This is a genomic window from Paenibacillus sp. 22594, from assembly GCF_052044425.1.
In the GTDB taxonomy this organism is placed as follows: domain Bacteria; phylum Bacillota; class Bacilli; order Paenibacillales; family Paenibacillaceae; genus Paenibacillus_AQ.
Genome location: NZ_JBQENA010000015.1, coordinates 52,193 through 66,351, shown reverse-complemented (window position 1 = coordinate 66,351; position 14,159 = coordinate 52,193). Strand labels below are relative to the sequence as shown.

Annotated in this window: 15 protein-coding genes; 13 read left to right on the top strand and 2 right to left on the bottom strand. The window is 44.5% G+C overall.

Annotated features, from left to right (window positions below):
• Positions 1-339 precede the first annotated feature (339 nt).
• Positions 340-2,997: an adenosylcobalamin-dependent ribonucleoside-diphosphate reductase gene (locus tag ACTJKB_RS28960; protein WP_440837758.1), complete on the top strand. Its 2,658-nt coding sequence runs from the start codon at positions 340-342 to the stop codon at positions 2,995-2,997.
• Between the two features lie 188 nt (positions 2,998-3,185).
• On the opposite strand, the gene ACTJKB_RS28955 is transcribed toward ACTJKB_RS28960, so the two are convergent.
• Together ACTJKB_RS28955 and ACTJKB_RS28950 are read right to left on the bottom strand one after the other, a co-directional pair.
• Positions 3,186-3,398, bottom strand: coding sequence for a hypothetical protein (locus ACTJKB_RS28955; protein ID WP_440837757.1), 213 nt, complete (start codon positions 3,396-3,398; stop codon positions 3,186-3,188).
• Between the two features lie 72 nt (positions 3,399-3,470).
• The gene (locus ACTJKB_RS28950) at positions 3,471-3,791 is read right to left on the bottom strand and encodes a carboxymuconolactone decarboxylase family protein (RefSeq protein ID WP_440837756.1); all 321 of its coding nucleotides are present in this window, start codon (positions 3,789-3,791) and stop codon (positions 3,471-3,473) included.
• A 168-nt stretch (positions 3,792-3,959) separates the two neighbouring features.
• On the opposite strand from ACTJKB_RS28950, the gene ACTJKB_RS28945 reads away from it, so the two are divergent.
• The 12 genes from ACTJKB_RS28945 to selD all read left to right on the top strand — a co-directional run bounded on the left by ACTJKB_RS28945 (position 3,960) and on the right by selD (position 14,117).
• The gene (locus tag ACTJKB_RS28945; protein ID WP_440837755.1) at positions 3,960-4,808 is read left to right on the top strand and encodes a DUF3737 family protein; all 849 of its coding nucleotides are present in this window, start codon (positions 3,960-3,962) and stop codon (positions 4,806-4,808) included.
• A gap of 100 nt (positions 4,809-4,908) precedes the next feature.
• Complete coding sequence (locus tag ACTJKB_RS28940) at positions 4,909-5,724, top strand: MBL fold metallo-hydrolase (protein ID WP_440837754.1); 816 nt, start codon at positions 4,909-4,911, stop codon at positions 5,722-5,724.
• A 127-nt stretch (positions 5,725-5,851) separates the two neighbouring features.
• Complete coding sequence (locus tag ACTJKB_RS28935; RefSeq protein ID WP_440837787.1) at positions 5,852-6,289, top strand: MerR family transcriptional regulator; 438 nt, start codon at positions 5,852-5,854, stop codon at positions 6,287-6,289.
• Positions 6,249-7,487 carry an MFS transporter gene (locus tag ACTJKB_RS28930; protein WP_440837753.1) on the top strand — a complete coding sequence of 413 codons (1,239 nt, stop codon included), beginning with the start codon at positions 6,249-6,251 and terminating at the stop codon, positions 7,485-7,487. The genes ACTJKB_RS28935 and ACTJKB_RS28930 overlap by 41 nt, the downstream gene beginning before the upstream one ends.
• A gap of 48 nt (positions 7,488-7,535) precedes the next feature.
• Positions 7,536-8,279, top strand: coding sequence for an SDR family oxidoreductase (locus ACTJKB_RS28925; RefSeq protein ID WP_440837752.1), 744 nt, complete (start codon positions 7,536-7,538; stop codon positions 8,277-8,279).
• A 14-nt stretch (positions 8,280-8,293) separates the two neighbouring features.
• Positions 8,294-9,469: a MalY/PatB family protein gene (locus ACTJKB_RS28920; RefSeq protein WP_440837751.1), complete on the top strand. Its 1,176-nt coding sequence runs from the start codon at positions 8,294-8,296 to the stop codon at positions 9,467-9,469.
• 33 nt (positions 9,470-9,502) lie between these two features.
• Positions 9,503-9,859 (top strand): cyclophilin-like fold protein, encoded by a 357-nt coding sequence (locus ACTJKB_RS28915; protein ID WP_440837750.1) that lies wholly within the window; start codon positions 9,503-9,505, stop codon positions 9,857-9,859.
• Positions 9,860-9,968: 109 nt separating this feature from the next.
• Complete coding sequence (locus ACTJKB_RS28910) at positions 9,969-10,862, top strand: helix-turn-helix domain-containing protein (RefSeq protein WP_440837749.1); 894 nt, start codon at positions 9,969-9,971, stop codon at positions 10,860-10,862.
• A 193-nt stretch (positions 10,863-11,055) separates the two neighbouring features.
• A complete protein-coding gene (locus tag ACTJKB_RS28905; protein WP_440837748.1) occupies positions 11,056-11,601 on the top strand; it encodes an NAD(P)H-dependent oxidoreductase in 546 nt (181 codons plus the stop codon).
• Positions 11,602-11,669: 68 nt separating this feature from the next.
• Positions 11,670-12,632 carry an aldo/keto reductase gene (locus ACTJKB_RS28900; protein WP_440837747.1) on the top strand — a complete coding sequence of 321 codons (963 nt, stop codon included), beginning with the start codon at positions 11,670-11,672 and terminating at the stop codon, positions 12,630-12,632.
• Between the two features lie 35 nt (positions 12,633-12,667).
• On the top strand, positions 12,668-12,850 hold the full coding sequence (gene dmpI, locus ACTJKB_RS28895; RefSeq protein ID WP_440837746.1) for a 4-oxalocrotonate tautomerase DmpI: 183 nt from the start codon (positions 12,668-12,670) through the stop codon (positions 12,848-12,850).
• A gap of 208 nt (positions 12,851-13,058) precedes the next feature.
• Positions 13,059-14,117, top strand: coding sequence for a selenide, water dikinase SelD (gene selD / locus ACTJKB_RS28890; protein WP_440837745.1), 1,059 nt, complete (start codon positions 13,059-13,061; stop codon positions 14,115-14,117).
• Positions 14,118-14,159 lie beyond the last annotated feature (42 nt).

The window sequence follows — 14,159 nt, the reverse complement described above, 5'->3', positions numbered from 1 at the left end:
TATAGTTGAAAAGCTGACTGACACAATATATTGTTACAAATGCTTGAAATTTTGATTACACCGGGCGATTTTCGGTTATTTTTTATTGACAAGAGGATCTTTCTGCGTCCAAGCCGGGTGCAGTCACAATCCGCCGAGTTTCGGTTGGAATATGAGGGTTATACCGCTCCGTGAGGCAGGCTGATCCTTATTTTCCTTGAAATATAAGGATTTATATGTTTCATGCTATAAATCATCCTTATATTTCTCGCTGAAACGGATTCCGTCCCTTTAAAAGGACAACGAAGCCGTTTCCACTTGGAGAGTTTTACATATCACAATATCCGGGAGGTTTTTCTATTGAGTACAGTGGAACGCAAACAGCGTCTTGAAGGTCTGAGCGAAAAAATATTTTTGGACCGTTATGCCTGGAAGGATGCAGACAACAACAATGCCAAGGTAGGCGATGTTGTGCTAGTGCTGACAAAAGACGATCCGAAGTTCCCTACCAAGGAAGTCGGGGAAATTGTTGAACGGAGCGGCCGTACGGTAACCGTAAAAACGCGCAGTGGCGAGCTCGTACAATCAGATGTGGAGAAGCTTACACTTAACATAGAGAAGACCCCGGAAGAAATGTGGGACCGGCTCGCATCCGCTATGGCTTCAGTAGAGAAAACCCCTGAGCTTCAAGAAGAATGGACAGGCAAATTCCGGTCTATTCTGGATGACTGGAAGCTTGTTCCGGGCGGACGCATTGCAGCAGGTGCCGGGGCAAGTGAAGAACTGACCCTGTTCAACTGTTATGTCGTTCCTTCGCCAAAAGACAGCCGTGGGGGCATCATGCAGACGCTGTCCGAAATGACTGAGATCATGGCACGCGGCGGCGGCGTAGGCATCAACCTGTCCTCGCTTCGCCCGCGCCGCGCTATCGTAAGAGGCGTCAATGGCTCGTCCAGCGGCTCCGTATCCTGGGGCGGATTGTTCAGCTACACCACTGGACTAATTGAACAAGGCGGAAGCCGCCGCGGCGCGCTGATGCTGATGATCAATGACTGGCACCCTGATGTGGTTGATTTCATTACCGTGAAGCAGACGATGGGTCAGGTGACGAACGCCAACCTGTCGGTATGTGTGAGCAATGCTTTTATGAAGGCAGTGAAGGAAGATCTGGACTGGGAGCTGGTATTCCCGGATACGACAGATCCGGATTACGATACCATCTGGGACGGCGATCTGGATAAATGGAAGGCCGACGGCCGGGCCGTGATTCCTTACCGCACAGTCAAGGCGCGTGAGGTATGGCACACTATTATTGAATCGGCATGGAAATCGGCGGAGCCGGGTGTTGTATTCATGGAGTACTACAACCAGATGTCCAACAGCTGGTATTTCAACCCGATCATCTGCACCAATCCATGCGGCGAGCAGGGTCTGCCGGGCTGGGGCGTATGCAATCTGTCCGCCATCAACCTCTCCAAGTTCTATGATGCGGAGAATCATGATGTGGATTGGGCCGATCTGGCGACAACCACCCGTTATTCTGTCCGTTTTCTGGACAATGTTATCGACAAGACTCCTTATCACTTCCCGGAAAATGAAGCGAACCAGAAGCTGGAACGCCGTGTAGGTCTGGGCACCATGGGTCTGGCCGAGCTGATGATCAAGCTGAACATCCGTTATGGCAGCCCGGAATCCCTGGAGTTCCTGGACAAGCTCTACGGTTTCATGGCACGCGAAGCTTACCTGGCCTCGTCCGGAATTGCCGGTGAGAAGGGTTCGTTCCAGGCCTTTGACACAGAGAAATATCTGCTCAGCGGATTCATGAAAAATATTACCGAAACCTACCCTGAAGTCGGTGAATCCATCCGTAAGCACGGCATGCGCAATGTTACCGTGATCACCCAGGCACCTACAGGCAGCACGGGTACCATGGTAGGAACATCGACCGGAATTGAGCCGTATTTCGCCTTCAAATATTTCCGTCAGAGCCGTCTCGGCTACGACGAGCAGTTCGTGCCGATTGCCCAGGAATGGCTGGAAGCCCATCCGGGTGAAGAGCTTCCTGACTACTTCGTAACTTCGATGGATCTGTCCGCGAAGGATCATATCCGCGCACAGGCGGCAATCCAGCGCTGGGTGGACAGTTCGATCTCCAAGACGGCGAACTGCCCGTCCGATTTCACCGTTGAGGAAACGGCAGAATTGTACGAAATGGCCTTCGATCTGGGTTGCAAAGGCGTAACGATCTACCGTGACGGCAGCCGCGACGTACAGATTCTGGAAACGTCGAAGAAGGAAGACAAGAAGGAAACTCCGGCAGCGGAAGCCCCAGCTCCAGCCGCAGAACCTGCTGCACCGGCTGTAACAGCCAGCGCAGTTGTAGCGGCAGCTCCTGCACCGCAAGCTAGCGCCGCAGGCAGCGAAGACAAACAATACAAAAAACGCCCGCAGGTCCTGCGCGGCGCTACCTATAAGATCAACACGCCATTCGGTATGGCGTATATCACCATTAACGACCTGGATGGCATTCCGGCTGAAATCTTCCTGAATGTCGGCAAAGCCGGCTCCGACGTCTTCGCCATGGCCGAAGCACTGGGCCGTGTCTGCTCGTTGTTCCTCCGCTACGGCGACCATGGCGAGAAGGTTGAGCTGCTGATCAAGCATCTCAAGGGCATCGGCGGCTCCGGCGCTATCGGCTTCGGCGCGAACCGTGTCGAGTCCATCGCCGACGCAGTAGCCAAAGCCCTGGAAACCCATGTGCAGAACAACGCCCATGAAGACGATGTCCCTGCTCCAATCGCGGCGACTCTGGAGCTTGATTTCAATGAAGCTTTGAATGCAGAATTGAACTCAAGCTTGCCAGCGGCAGCCTCCACGGATGACGGTCACGGCGGCCACGGTGCACATAGCCACGCCACCGCCTCCCGCGACCTCTGCCCATCCTGCGGCAGCGCCTCGCTAATTAACATCGAGGGATGTAAGACCTGCAGCAATTGTGGATATAGCCGGTGCGGGTAAGGATAAGGGTTTAGGAGATATTCTTAGATTGTTGTGAGGGATCACCAAAGCTGCAAAAACGACCACAAATGATGACAAAAGTGGATCATGAAAGATGATAATCCATTAATACATTCAATATAATGCACAATAAAAGTCCCGTTTAGGAATTTCCTATATCGGGACTTTTATTTTGTGATAAATAATGTTTATAAACTATCATACCAAGCGTCATCGACAGACTCCAACCATTCGGTTTCGCCGTCACCAGTTTTAAGCAACTTTGCAGGTTTTCTTTTTTCCTGATACCAACCCTCACCACCTGTAACTAATAAAACCCGCCTAGCTTTATGTGGATGCCAGTTATTACGGGCGCCGGGGGCAAAGGTCACGTTTCCGATCGCCTTTAAAATTAGCTTCAACTTTTTTTCCTAATGGAAAAATGGTGCTGCTCTATAATTGTTCATTTGACATCATGGACATCCTCTCTATTTTTATTCTTTATAGATTTCCTTAGCGATGTTAAAAGCGGACCAAGCTTTGGGCCAACCGGCATAGAACGATAGGTGTGTAATGATCTCTGCAATTTCTTCTTGGGTGATTCCATTTGCTTTCGCTTTATGAAGATGTGGAGTTAACTGTTCAAAGTTTCCTCCTGAGATTAGAGCTGCTACTGTAATCATGCTGCGATCGCGGGAAGAAAGTTCTTCCTCCCTTGACCAAACCTCACCAAACAATACATCATCGTTCAGTTCAGCAAATTTAGGTGCAAATTCTCCCAGCTTGTCTCTTCCTGCAGTTTGTTTCTCTGCCATTGTTACCATCCTCCATTCAAGTATTAGCTGCAACATCATCTACTGTATACCTTCAAGTGGACTTTACCGCAAGTAGGGATCACTAATTATCGATCTATTCGTGCCCGAAAATATTTGACTTCAAGTTAACTTTAAGTTGTAAGCTGATCTGAGACAGGGGGATTAGCCATGCAAACTATTGATCAACAAAAGCTAACAGGAGAACGCGCACTATTTATGAGCAAGAATCTTTTGATTAAAAACTCTACTTTTGCGGAAGGTGAATCACCGCTGAAGGAAAGTGCAGATATTACTATCCACAACAGTTTTTTTAAATGGAAGTATCCGCTATGGTATTGCCAGAACATTAGTTTAAAGAGAACAACTCTTCAGGAAATGGCACGCTCAGGAATCTGGTACAGTCATCATATTGATATGAATGACAGTGTCATTGAAGCACCCAAGACATTTCGCAGGGCAAGTGATATCCGTCTGAATCATGTGGATATGCCTAATGCAGAGGAGACGCTATGGAACTGCAAGGATATTGAATTGTTACATGTAACTGCAAGAGGAGATTATTTTGGGATGAACAGCGAAAATATCAGAGTGGATGATTTAACTTTGACCGGAAACTATGTTTTCGATGGTGCGAAAAACATAGAAATCCGTAATTCGCGGCTACTCTCAAAAGACGCATTCTGGAACTGTGAAAATGTCACCGTATATGATTCGTTAATCACCGGAGAATATTTAGGATGGAATTCTAAAAATATTACGTTTATTAACTGTACTATTGAGAGTAATCAGGGAATGTGTTACATGGAGAACGTGGTAATTGAAGATGGGAGCATAATCAATACGGATTTGGCCTTTGAATATTCCACTATTGATGTGACAACAACTACAATGATTGACAGTGTCAAAAATCCAATCTCCGGAATCATTAAAGCGAATGGAATTGGAAAAATAATACTGGACGATGAAGGAATTGCTGCTTCAAATATTATATATGAGCTGAATGATCAAATGAAATGAGCTTCTCAACAAAGCAGATTTTTATGTTTCTGATATTCTTTATAAGTACAAAGCGATTGCATTGCCCATTTCGGAAAACAAGAAAGGCAGGTGGATGTACTTGAAAGAAAATAAAACTCAAGCTGCAGCTCCAAAAACACAACCATTTGGAAAAGAAGCCTTTGAGAAAACGGAAAATACAATCATTCGCTGGTTAGGGAATTCAGGATTATTTATGAATAGCCGTGGAACATGCGTTATGATCGATCCTTTATTAATTGGTTTTGACATGCCCTTGCTAATTGAAATGCCGATCACTCCACAAAATGTTCCCCATCTGGATTCGATATTAATAACTCATTGTGATAATGATCATTTTAGCCGTGAGACATGTAAAGCGCTGAACGCGGTATGCGATAGTTATCATACGACAAATTATGTAGCCGAATTAATGACCGGTGAACAGATAAATGGCGGTTATGGTCACGATTTATATGGCACTTTTAAAATCAATCAGATTCGTGTGAAACTGACACCCGCCGACCACGCGTGGCAGAATGAGCAAAAAAATTGTAGCCGTGTCTATAAGTTTGAAGATTATTGCGGCTTTTATATAAGCACTCCGGATGGTTCTGTGTGGGTAGTGGGTGATTCGCGGCTGCTGGATGAGCAATTACACATGCCAATACCTGATGCGATACTTTTTGACTTTTCTGATCAAGCGTGGCATATCGGATTAGATAATGCGGTCAAACTAGCGAATGCTTACCCGGATACTCACCTGATTTTGTCACATTGGGGAAGTGTGGATGCTCCGGATATGGCTGCATTTAACAGTCATCCTAAATCACTATTAGGCCGTATTGTAAATCCGGAACGCATGCATGTATTGGCACCAGGTCAATCATTCGAACTTCGGCGCATAGCTAAACATTAGACCTTATTAAAGGAAAGCTCAAGGCAACATATGGTTGCCTTTTGTATTTTCATTGATCGAAGCATTAGTGCGTGATATGTACAGTGGAACAGAAATGACTGCAAATATTGATATTGAGGTGAAAAGAATGAATATTACTCAGGTTGCTAAGCTGTTTGATCTTTCGGCAGCCACATTAAGATACTACGAGAGCATTGGTTTGTTTCCGCCGGTTAACCGGAAAGAAAGCGGTGTGCGTGATTACAACGAGGAAGATATCAAATGGATTGATTTTATAAAATGTATGCGGGATTCAGGTTTGACGATAGAGGCATTAATTGAATATACGTCATTATTCGCTAGCGGTGATCACTCTTTAGAAGCCCGTAAACAGATTCTGGTCGATGAAAGGGAGAAACTGATACAGAAACGGAAAGAACTTGACGAATCCATTTGTAGATTGGCCATGAAAATTAAGGATTACGATGGAAAATTGCTTGGACGGGAGGAAAAGCTCAAAGGCACACTTGTAACAGAAGCAAAGCATGACTATATCAGAAACTCGGCGGCTAAGGAGTGGGATTAATATTAAATCTAAGGAAAAACTAAAGACGTACTCCTTATTGTCAGTAGCGTTATTAATATCTTCAGGACCAATAATTGCCGCTAATATTCCGGCGATAGCGAAAGATTTTCCTGCTATTTCTCTGACCCAGGTAGGGTTACTGACTACAATACCTTCCGTTATTTTTGGTGTTCTAATCGGGAATCGGCTTGAACTGCGGATCGGAAAGAAGAGAACCATTTTAACAGGATTAGGATTCGTATTCATTGCAGGGACATTCCCGGCAATGAAGCACGATGTTTTTTCATCGTTATTCGTTTCCCGCTGTTTGTTTGGTCTGGGTATTGGCTTATTTAACCGCTTAATCATTCAGATGATCAACGATATATACCAAAATAATCCTGGGAAACAGGCATCTTTAATTGGAATTGAGAGTGCCTTTGAGGGATTAGGAGGTATCAGTCTGACGCTAATCGTGGGTCAATTATTAAAAATTAACTGGTATACATCATTTTATGTTTATGCATTGGCACTTCCCGTTTTTGTTGCGCTCCTTTTCTTTGTTCCGGAAGATAAAAGGGAGATAGACAAAGGCGGGGCGGAACAACTAACAGTGACCTCAGACCATCCAAGTAATAAAAGGCCCTTACGAGTGATAATTGGCTTTGGCATTTTATTGTTTGTAATTGTTACTCTATTTATCAACTACAATATTCAGATTACTCCTTTGATAATGGAGAAGAATATTGGGAACGCGACGAACGGCAGCAATATGATTGCTTTTATAGGTTTAGGTGCCTTTATTGCCGGCTTCTCTTTTGGGAAATTATATAAATTGCTCAGACACTATATTGTTCCCCTGGCCATCCTTTTTCTGGGAGTATCCATGTTTGTGACGACGATCTCACAGAGTATTGTTCTGACTACATTTTGTTCGATAGTTATCGGTTTTTCATTTCGGTGTATTATGCCTTACTTACTGCATACATTTACGCAGCAAATTGCGAATATGGCAAAATTGGGCACTACTATCGTGTTGGTCGCTTATAACTTAGGAGCCACCCTTTCACCTTATGAAGGGACATTGGTCAGACAGCTATTTCATGCTCCAAGTATACAATCATTGGTTTTCACTAATGCAATGATTCTCTTATTGATTGCCATAACTGGTTTTGGTGTAGTTTACGTAAATCAAAAAAGAAGTTTGACTTCAAGTTAACTTGAAGTTGTAAACTTGGCCTGTATCAATAACTGAGGAGGAATTAACATGACTAATATTAAAGAGAAAGTTGTCATTATCATGGGGGCATCAAGCGGGATTGGTGAAGCCACAACGAAGAAACTTGCTGGGGAAGGCGCAAAATTAGTGATTGCGGCTAGACGTGAAGATCGCCTGAAATCTCTTGTTGAATCCCTGCCTAACGCTGAAATTTCTTATGCCGTTGCGGACGTAACCAAACAAGAAGAAGTTCAAGCGGTTATTGATTTAGCAGTTAAGAAGTATGGCCGTGTAGACGTTCTATACAATAATGCTGGAGTTATGCCGACAGCACCGCTGTCAGCAACCCGTTTCGATGAATGGCGTCAAATGCTTGATATCAACATTATGGGGGTTCTGAATGGGATTGCTGCAGTTTTGCCTATCATGAAAAAACAGCAATCCGGGCACATTATTGCAACGGACTCCGTGGCAGGACATGTAGTATATCCCGGTTCTGCTGTATACTGCGGAACAAAATTTGCTGTCCGTGCTATCATGGAGGGATTGCGTCAGGAAGAACGTGAGAACAATCTCCGCAGCACAATTATTTCCCCAGGATTAGTGGATACTGAGCTGTACACAACGGTCAATGACGCTGAAAACCGAGAATGGCTGAAAAATAACGCAAAAATTGCAGGTGTGGGCTTGAGTCCAAGCGATATTGCTGACGCAGTAGCCTATGTCATTAGTACACCTGAAACGGTTGCTGTAAGTGAAATTTTAATTCGTCCAACGAAGCAACTCGTTTAATTCGGAGGTAGCAGGTGAAACATTCCGTGTTTAATTTTGATAAAATGACCAACCGTTTGGGTACGAACTCTTATAAATGGGATGTTCATTCAGACGAGCTTGCGCTATGGGTGGCAGATATGGATTTCGAGACGTCTCCGGCAATTGTCGAAGCTCTGCAGAAGAGATTAGACCATAAGATCTTTGGCTACACAATGATTCCTGATGCGTACTACAATGCAGTTGCAGGATGGTGGAGTAGGAGGCATCAATTTCAGATACAACAGGAATGGATTATGTTCTGTACTGGTGTCGTCCCGGCAATTTCCTCCATTGTACGTAAAATGACCAAAGTGAATGAGAAAGTATTGTTACTGGCTCCAGTCTATAATATCTTTTATAACTCGATCGTGAATAATCAGCGAAAGGTTCTTACGAGCGAGCTGGTCTATAAGGATCAAAGGTATTCCATCGACTTCACCGATCTGGAAGAGAAATTGGCCGATCCCGAAACAACACTCCTGATTTTCTGCAATCCGCATAATCCAATAGGCAAGGTGTGGGACAAACAAACACTTGAGTCCATCGGCAACCTTTGTATTAAACATCATGTGCTGATCCTTTCGGATGAAATTCATTGTGATCTAACGCATCCAAGCTACCGCTATACTCCCTTTGCTTCGGTATCTGAAGAGATAGCCCAGAATAGTATCACGTGCGTGGCTCCAACCAAAACATTTAACCTGGCAGGACTCCAAACGTCATCTATTATCGTACCTAATCCGGAGCTGCGGGCGCTTGTAAATCGTGGGATCAATACCGATGAAGTGGCTGAACCTAATACTTTTGCCATTGAAGGAGCCCTTTCTGCTTTTACAGAAGGAGAACCTTGGCTTGACGCACTGCTGGAATATTTAATGGTCAATAAGCAATGGATCGAGTATTTTATTGCAACAGAGCTTCCAGAGCTAAAGGTCATTCATTCTGAGGCTACCTACCTGGCGTGGGTTGATTGCACAGCTGTAACTAGTGATTCGAAAGCTCTATGCGAATGTATAAGAAAAGAAGCCGGATTGTACATTTCTGAAGGAGCTATTTTTGGCAGGAATGGACAAGGATTCATTAGAATAAACTACGCCTGCCCCAAAAATCGTCTGGAAGATGGCTTGCAACGTTTGAAGCGGGGGATTGAGATTTTTCAAAGCATGTAGTCAATCCATAGGACGAATGGGAGTGAAACTAGCATGAAATTAAAAATGACAATTGGGCAGGATGAATATATAGCCACATTAATAGATAGTAAAGCAGTGGAAGGATTCATCACCCAGCTTCCTTTAAAGCTAACCTTACAGGACTATGCAGGCGCTGAGAAGATTAGTGATCTTCCAGCACGTCTATCCGCCGAGGGTTCTCCGCCAGGGACAACTGCTTCAATAGGAGACCTTGCTTATTACGCCCCTTGGGGGAACCTTGCGATATTTTACAAAAGCTCCGGATATGCTTCGGGACTAATTAAGCTTGGAAGTATAGAGTATAATGCCAAGAAACTGGCTAGCTATAATAAACCGATAGAAGCACTATTTGAGATGATTAATGATTAAGGTTTTGTATTTTGGACTAAACAGACAAAAGATTTGAGCTAAACAGCAAAGTTTCTTTTCTAGTTTTCTGTTATCCTATTGGTAAAAGCTTAAAAAGGCGGAACTGTTCATGTCCATTAGCATCGGCAAAACAATCAAGGCACCGCAAGAACTGGTCAATGCACCAGATAAAACAGGGAGCCTACAGCAAAACGGATTATCTGTAATTACTTTCTGCCTGCATACTCAAGGGAGGAAAGGGTCGTACTTTCTAAAGGATCATCTGCTGCTGTACGTGAAATCAGGCAATTACAAGGTTCGTTTCAGAGACCGGGAATATACCGTGCGGAGTAACGAAATGATGTTTGTTCACAAATCAACTCTAATTGAGTATGACAAGTCGGGAGAACCCGGTTCCGAGTATATACTGGATTATATGATGTTCTTCCTCAACGAGAAATTACTGGAGGAATTTGTGCAGTTCGCTGGGGTGAAGCCGATATATCCCGTGAGTGATATTATTCCGGTATCCATTATTCCGATTAATGATCTAACCCGAACTTATTTTGAGTCATTGCAGCCGTATTTCGATAAGCCTGGACAGGTCAGCGACGGGCTGGTTAAGATCAAACTGATGGAATTGCTGCTTCATCTAGCAGATTCAAATGAACGGTTTTTGTATCAGCTGCTGCAACCGGTCAGTAATGATAATACCAATATCAGCAGAATTATGGAGGAAAATTTCACGAATCCTGTATCCCTTCAGGATCTGGCTTATTTGTCCGGCAGAAGCCTGTCAACGTTCAAACGGGAGTTTCAGGCAACCTATCATACATCTCCCTTGAAGTGGATACGCAATCGGAGATTAGATAAGGCTGAGAAGATGTTACTGGAAACTTCGCTTTCCGTTACCGATATTTGTTACTCTACCGGCTTCGAGAATATCGCCCATTTCTCCAAAGTGTTTAAGCTGCGGTTTGAACTCGCTCCTTCAGAGTATAGATTGAAGTTTAAGCCACAGTAGAATGAAGTGAAGTTATAAGTTAAGGGTTAACGTTCCGCGGGAATTACCGTGGAACGTTTTTTTATGTGAAAAGTGAGCCGAATGAACAAACAGAATGAGCCTGTGAGCAAAGAAAGGAATGATTTTTCTTGTTATTCTTATCTCACGCAGTAGAACAAAGAGATTACTTAACAGAAATAAGGAGAGATTCTGAATGAAAACACTGGTACTCGTATTCCATCCTAACCTATCTAGTTCCCGTCTTAACCGCCGCTGGGCGGAAGAAATGGATAAGCAAGCCGATGTAACTGTGCATCGTGTTTATGAAGCTTACCCCAACGAGGAGATTGACGTTAACGCCGAGCAAGAGTTATTAGAGCAGCATGACCGCATCGTTCTGCAATTTCCTTTCTATTGGTACAGCACACCTTCGTTGCTTAAGAAATGGGAAGATGCCGTTCTTACCTATGGCTGGGCCTATGGAAGCACCGGCAACAAGCTGCATGGCAAGGAATTGCTGCTAGCAGTTAGCGTGGGGGCTTCTGAAGATTCTTATACACCTAATGGTGCATTCAGATATACTCTTGCTGAGTTATTGCGGCCTCTTCAGGCAACGAGCAACATGATCGGTACTAGCTTTCTAGCACCTTACGCAGCCTACGGAGTTATGCAGCTATCCGACGAACAAATAGAGCAAACTGCGAAAGACTATCCCGCTTATGTGCTTAATCCAGGAGCAGCATTGCTCGCTGTACGCTGATTACATCACTGCTAGTGAAGGTTGGACTATGTGGAGGTTATTCATAATATTGAAAGGCGTGAAAAGTAATGAGAATGATTAAAATGCAGAATATCAATATTCCATCCATAGCTCTTGGCACATGGTCATGGGGCATTGGTGCAAGTGGCGGTGATACCATCTTTGGAAATCATCTTAGTGAGGCAGACTTGAAACCGGTGTTTGAAGCGGCGATGAACGCAGGATTCAATCTATGGGATACAGCAGCTGTCTATGGAATGGGCGCCTCCGAAAGTATACTCGGAAGTTTCACAAATGACCGTAATGATGTATTGATTTCAGCGAAGTTCACTCCCCAAATGGCTGGGGGAAACGATAATGCTGTCGAGGAACTACTTGCGGGAAGTCTCAGCCGTCTTGGAGTAGACCATGCAGACATTTATTGGATACACAACCCGGCTGATGTAGCAAGATGGACACCAAAACTGATCCCGCTAATGAAAAGTGGAAAAGTAAAGTATGCAGGTGTCTCCAATCATAACTTGGAAGAGATTAAACTGGCAGCAAGTATTTTGGCAGAAGAAGGCCTGGGAATTTCAGCGGTACAAAACCATTACAGCCTACTGTACCGTTCTTCTGAGGAAGCAGGAATTATTGATTACTGCAAAGAGAATGATATTGTGTTCTTTTCGTACATGGTATTGGAGCAAGGTGCATTAACTGACAAATACAGTGCACAACAGCCTTTCCCTAGCGGCACGAGAAGAGGAGAAGCCTTTAAGCCAGATACACTTGGCAAGCTGGAGAGCTTAATTCACGTTATGAGAAGCATTGGAAGCAAGTACAATGCTTCTACTGCTCAGATTGCAACGGCTTGGTCCATAGCAAAAGGAACGGTACCGATAATCGGTGTTACTAAATTAGCTCATATTGAGGATGTCATAAAAGCTGCTGAGGTCGAGCTGACTGTGGAAGAAATCCGTGAGCTTGAAACGGCAGCGAAAGAAACCCATGTTGAAGTCAGAGGCTCATGGGAAAAACCGATGCATTAATAAATAAGAATGTGAAGAAATAAGGAGGAATGATCATGCCAGTAATCACCATTGAAGCAGCCAAATTAAATAAAGAACAGAAAAAGCTATTGGTCATAGAACTCACCACATCAGCTGCAACCATCATGAATGTACCCGAGTCAGCGTTTATCGTATTGGTTAAGGAGAATGACCCGGAGAATATTGGAGTTGGGGGGCAGCTAATAGCAGATCGGTAACGTTGAGAGCTTGTTTATCAAGGGATTTCATAGCAGGAATTAGCAGTATTCGTGATCCATCACAAAGATCATTACAATATCAACTTTTACACGGCAGCATAGCCTAATTGCTGCCGTTTTTTTGTGAGCCTTTGTTTTTTGTACATTAATCCATGCATCGTGTAAAATTATAGAAGTTGTTCATTTCAAGCTAAGGAGCTGTGTCTCAATGTCACAAGCGGATACCATAAAACTGACTTCATTGTCCTCGAAAGGAGGATGCGGTTGTAAAATTGGCCCTGCCGATCTTATGCAGGTAATACGCAGTCTGCCGCCTACGGTCCCTAACCCGGATCTGCTCGTGGGACTGGATACAAGTGACGATGCGGGGGTATACCGGCTTAGTGATGAGCTGGCTTTAGTGCAGACCGTCGATTTTTTCACACCGATTGTAGATGACCCGTATTCCTTTGGACAAATTGCTGCCGCTAATGCACTAAGCGATATCTATGCGATGGGCGGTAAACCGCTTACTGTACTTAATATTGTGGCTTTTCCTATCTCCGTTCTGGACAAGAGTATTCTCGCAGATATATTGCGGGGAGCTGCAGACAAGGTGCAGGAGGCTGGAGCTACGCTTGTAGGCGGGCACTCCATTGACGATAAAGAACCTAAATTTGGTTTGGCTGTAACTGGACTTATCCATCCAGACAAGGTAAGAACGAATGCAGCTGCACATGCAGGGGATAAACTTATTTTGACCAAACCAATTGGTGTAGGGATTTTAACAACTTCGATTAAAAAGGATCAGTTGTCCCTTGAAGAAACCAAGCGCCTGACTTCTGTAATGTCTACCTTGAACAAAACAGCGGCTGAAATTATGTCCTCTTACGAAGTGCATGCCTGTACCGATGTTACGGGCTTTGGGCTGCTCGGGCATGCTTCAGAAATGGCAAAAGGGAGCGGATTAGGGGTAATTATTCGTCAAGGATCTGTACCTATGCTGCCAAGAGTCAGAGAGCTTGCCGAAAAGGGATTTGTCCCTGGAGGGACTAAGAACAACTTTGCACATCTGGAAGGCAGTATTCTGTATCCGGAAGCCATGGATCAGCTTGACCGGTATATCCTTTGTGATGCCATTACATCTGGCGGGCTGTTGATTTCTGTCGCGCCTGAACAGAGTGAGCAGCTGCTTAATGAGTTGATAGATGCCGGAGTTGAAGCAGCACTTATTGGAGAAGTAACAGAAGAGCATCCCGGTCAGATTGCAGTTATTTCAGCACCATAGAATCTGATTTGAGCCTCGTTCATTCTTGACAGCAAGCTACAA

What these genes read in the sequence shown, in the direction of transcription:
- ACTJKB_RS28950 (WP_440837756.1), bottom strand. Translation starts at nt 3,791, where the DNA reads ATGGCAGAGAAACAAACTGCAGGAAGAGACAAGCTGGGAGAATTTGCA.
- ACTJKB_RS28945 (WP_440837755.1), top strand. Translation starts at nt 3,960, where the DNA reads ATGCAAACTATTGATCAACAAAAGCTAACAGGAGAACGCGCACTATTT.
- ACTJKB_RS28935 (WP_440837787.1), top strand. Translation starts at nt 5,852, where the DNA reads ATGAATATTACTCAGGTTGCTAAGCTGTTTGATCTTTCGGCAGCCACA.
- ACTJKB_RS28930 (WP_440837753.1), top strand. Translation starts at nt 6,249, where the DNA reads ATGACTATATCAGAAACTCGGCGGCTAAGGAGTGGGATTAATATTAAA.
- ACTJKB_RS28925 (WP_440837752.1), top strand. Translation starts at nt 7,536, where the DNA reads ATGACTAATATTAAAGAGAAAGTTGTCATTATCATGGGGGCATCAAGC.
- ACTJKB_RS28915 (WP_440837750.1), top strand. Translation starts at nt 9,503, where the DNA reads ATGAAATTAAAAATGACAATTGGGCAGGATGAATATATAGCCACATTA.
- ACTJKB_RS28910 (WP_440837749.1), top strand. Translation starts at nt 9,969, where the DNA reads ATGTCCATTAGCATCGGCAAAACAATCAAGGCACCGCAAGAACTGGTC.
- ACTJKB_RS28905 (WP_440837748.1), top strand. Translation starts at nt 11,056, where the DNA reads ATGAAAACACTGGTACTCGTATTCCATCCTAACCTATCTAGTTCCCGT.
- ACTJKB_RS28900 (WP_440837747.1), top strand. Translation starts at nt 11,670, where the DNA reads ATGAGAATGATTAAAATGCAGAATATCAATATTCCATCCATAGCTCTT.
- dmpI (WP_440837746.1), top strand. Translation starts at nt 12,668, where the DNA reads ATGCCAGTAATCACCATTGAAGCAGCCAAATTAAATAAAGAACAGAAA.
- selD (WP_440837745.1), top strand. Translation starts at nt 13,059, where the DNA reads ATGTCACAAGCGGATACCATAAAACTGACTTCATTGTCCTCGAAAGGA.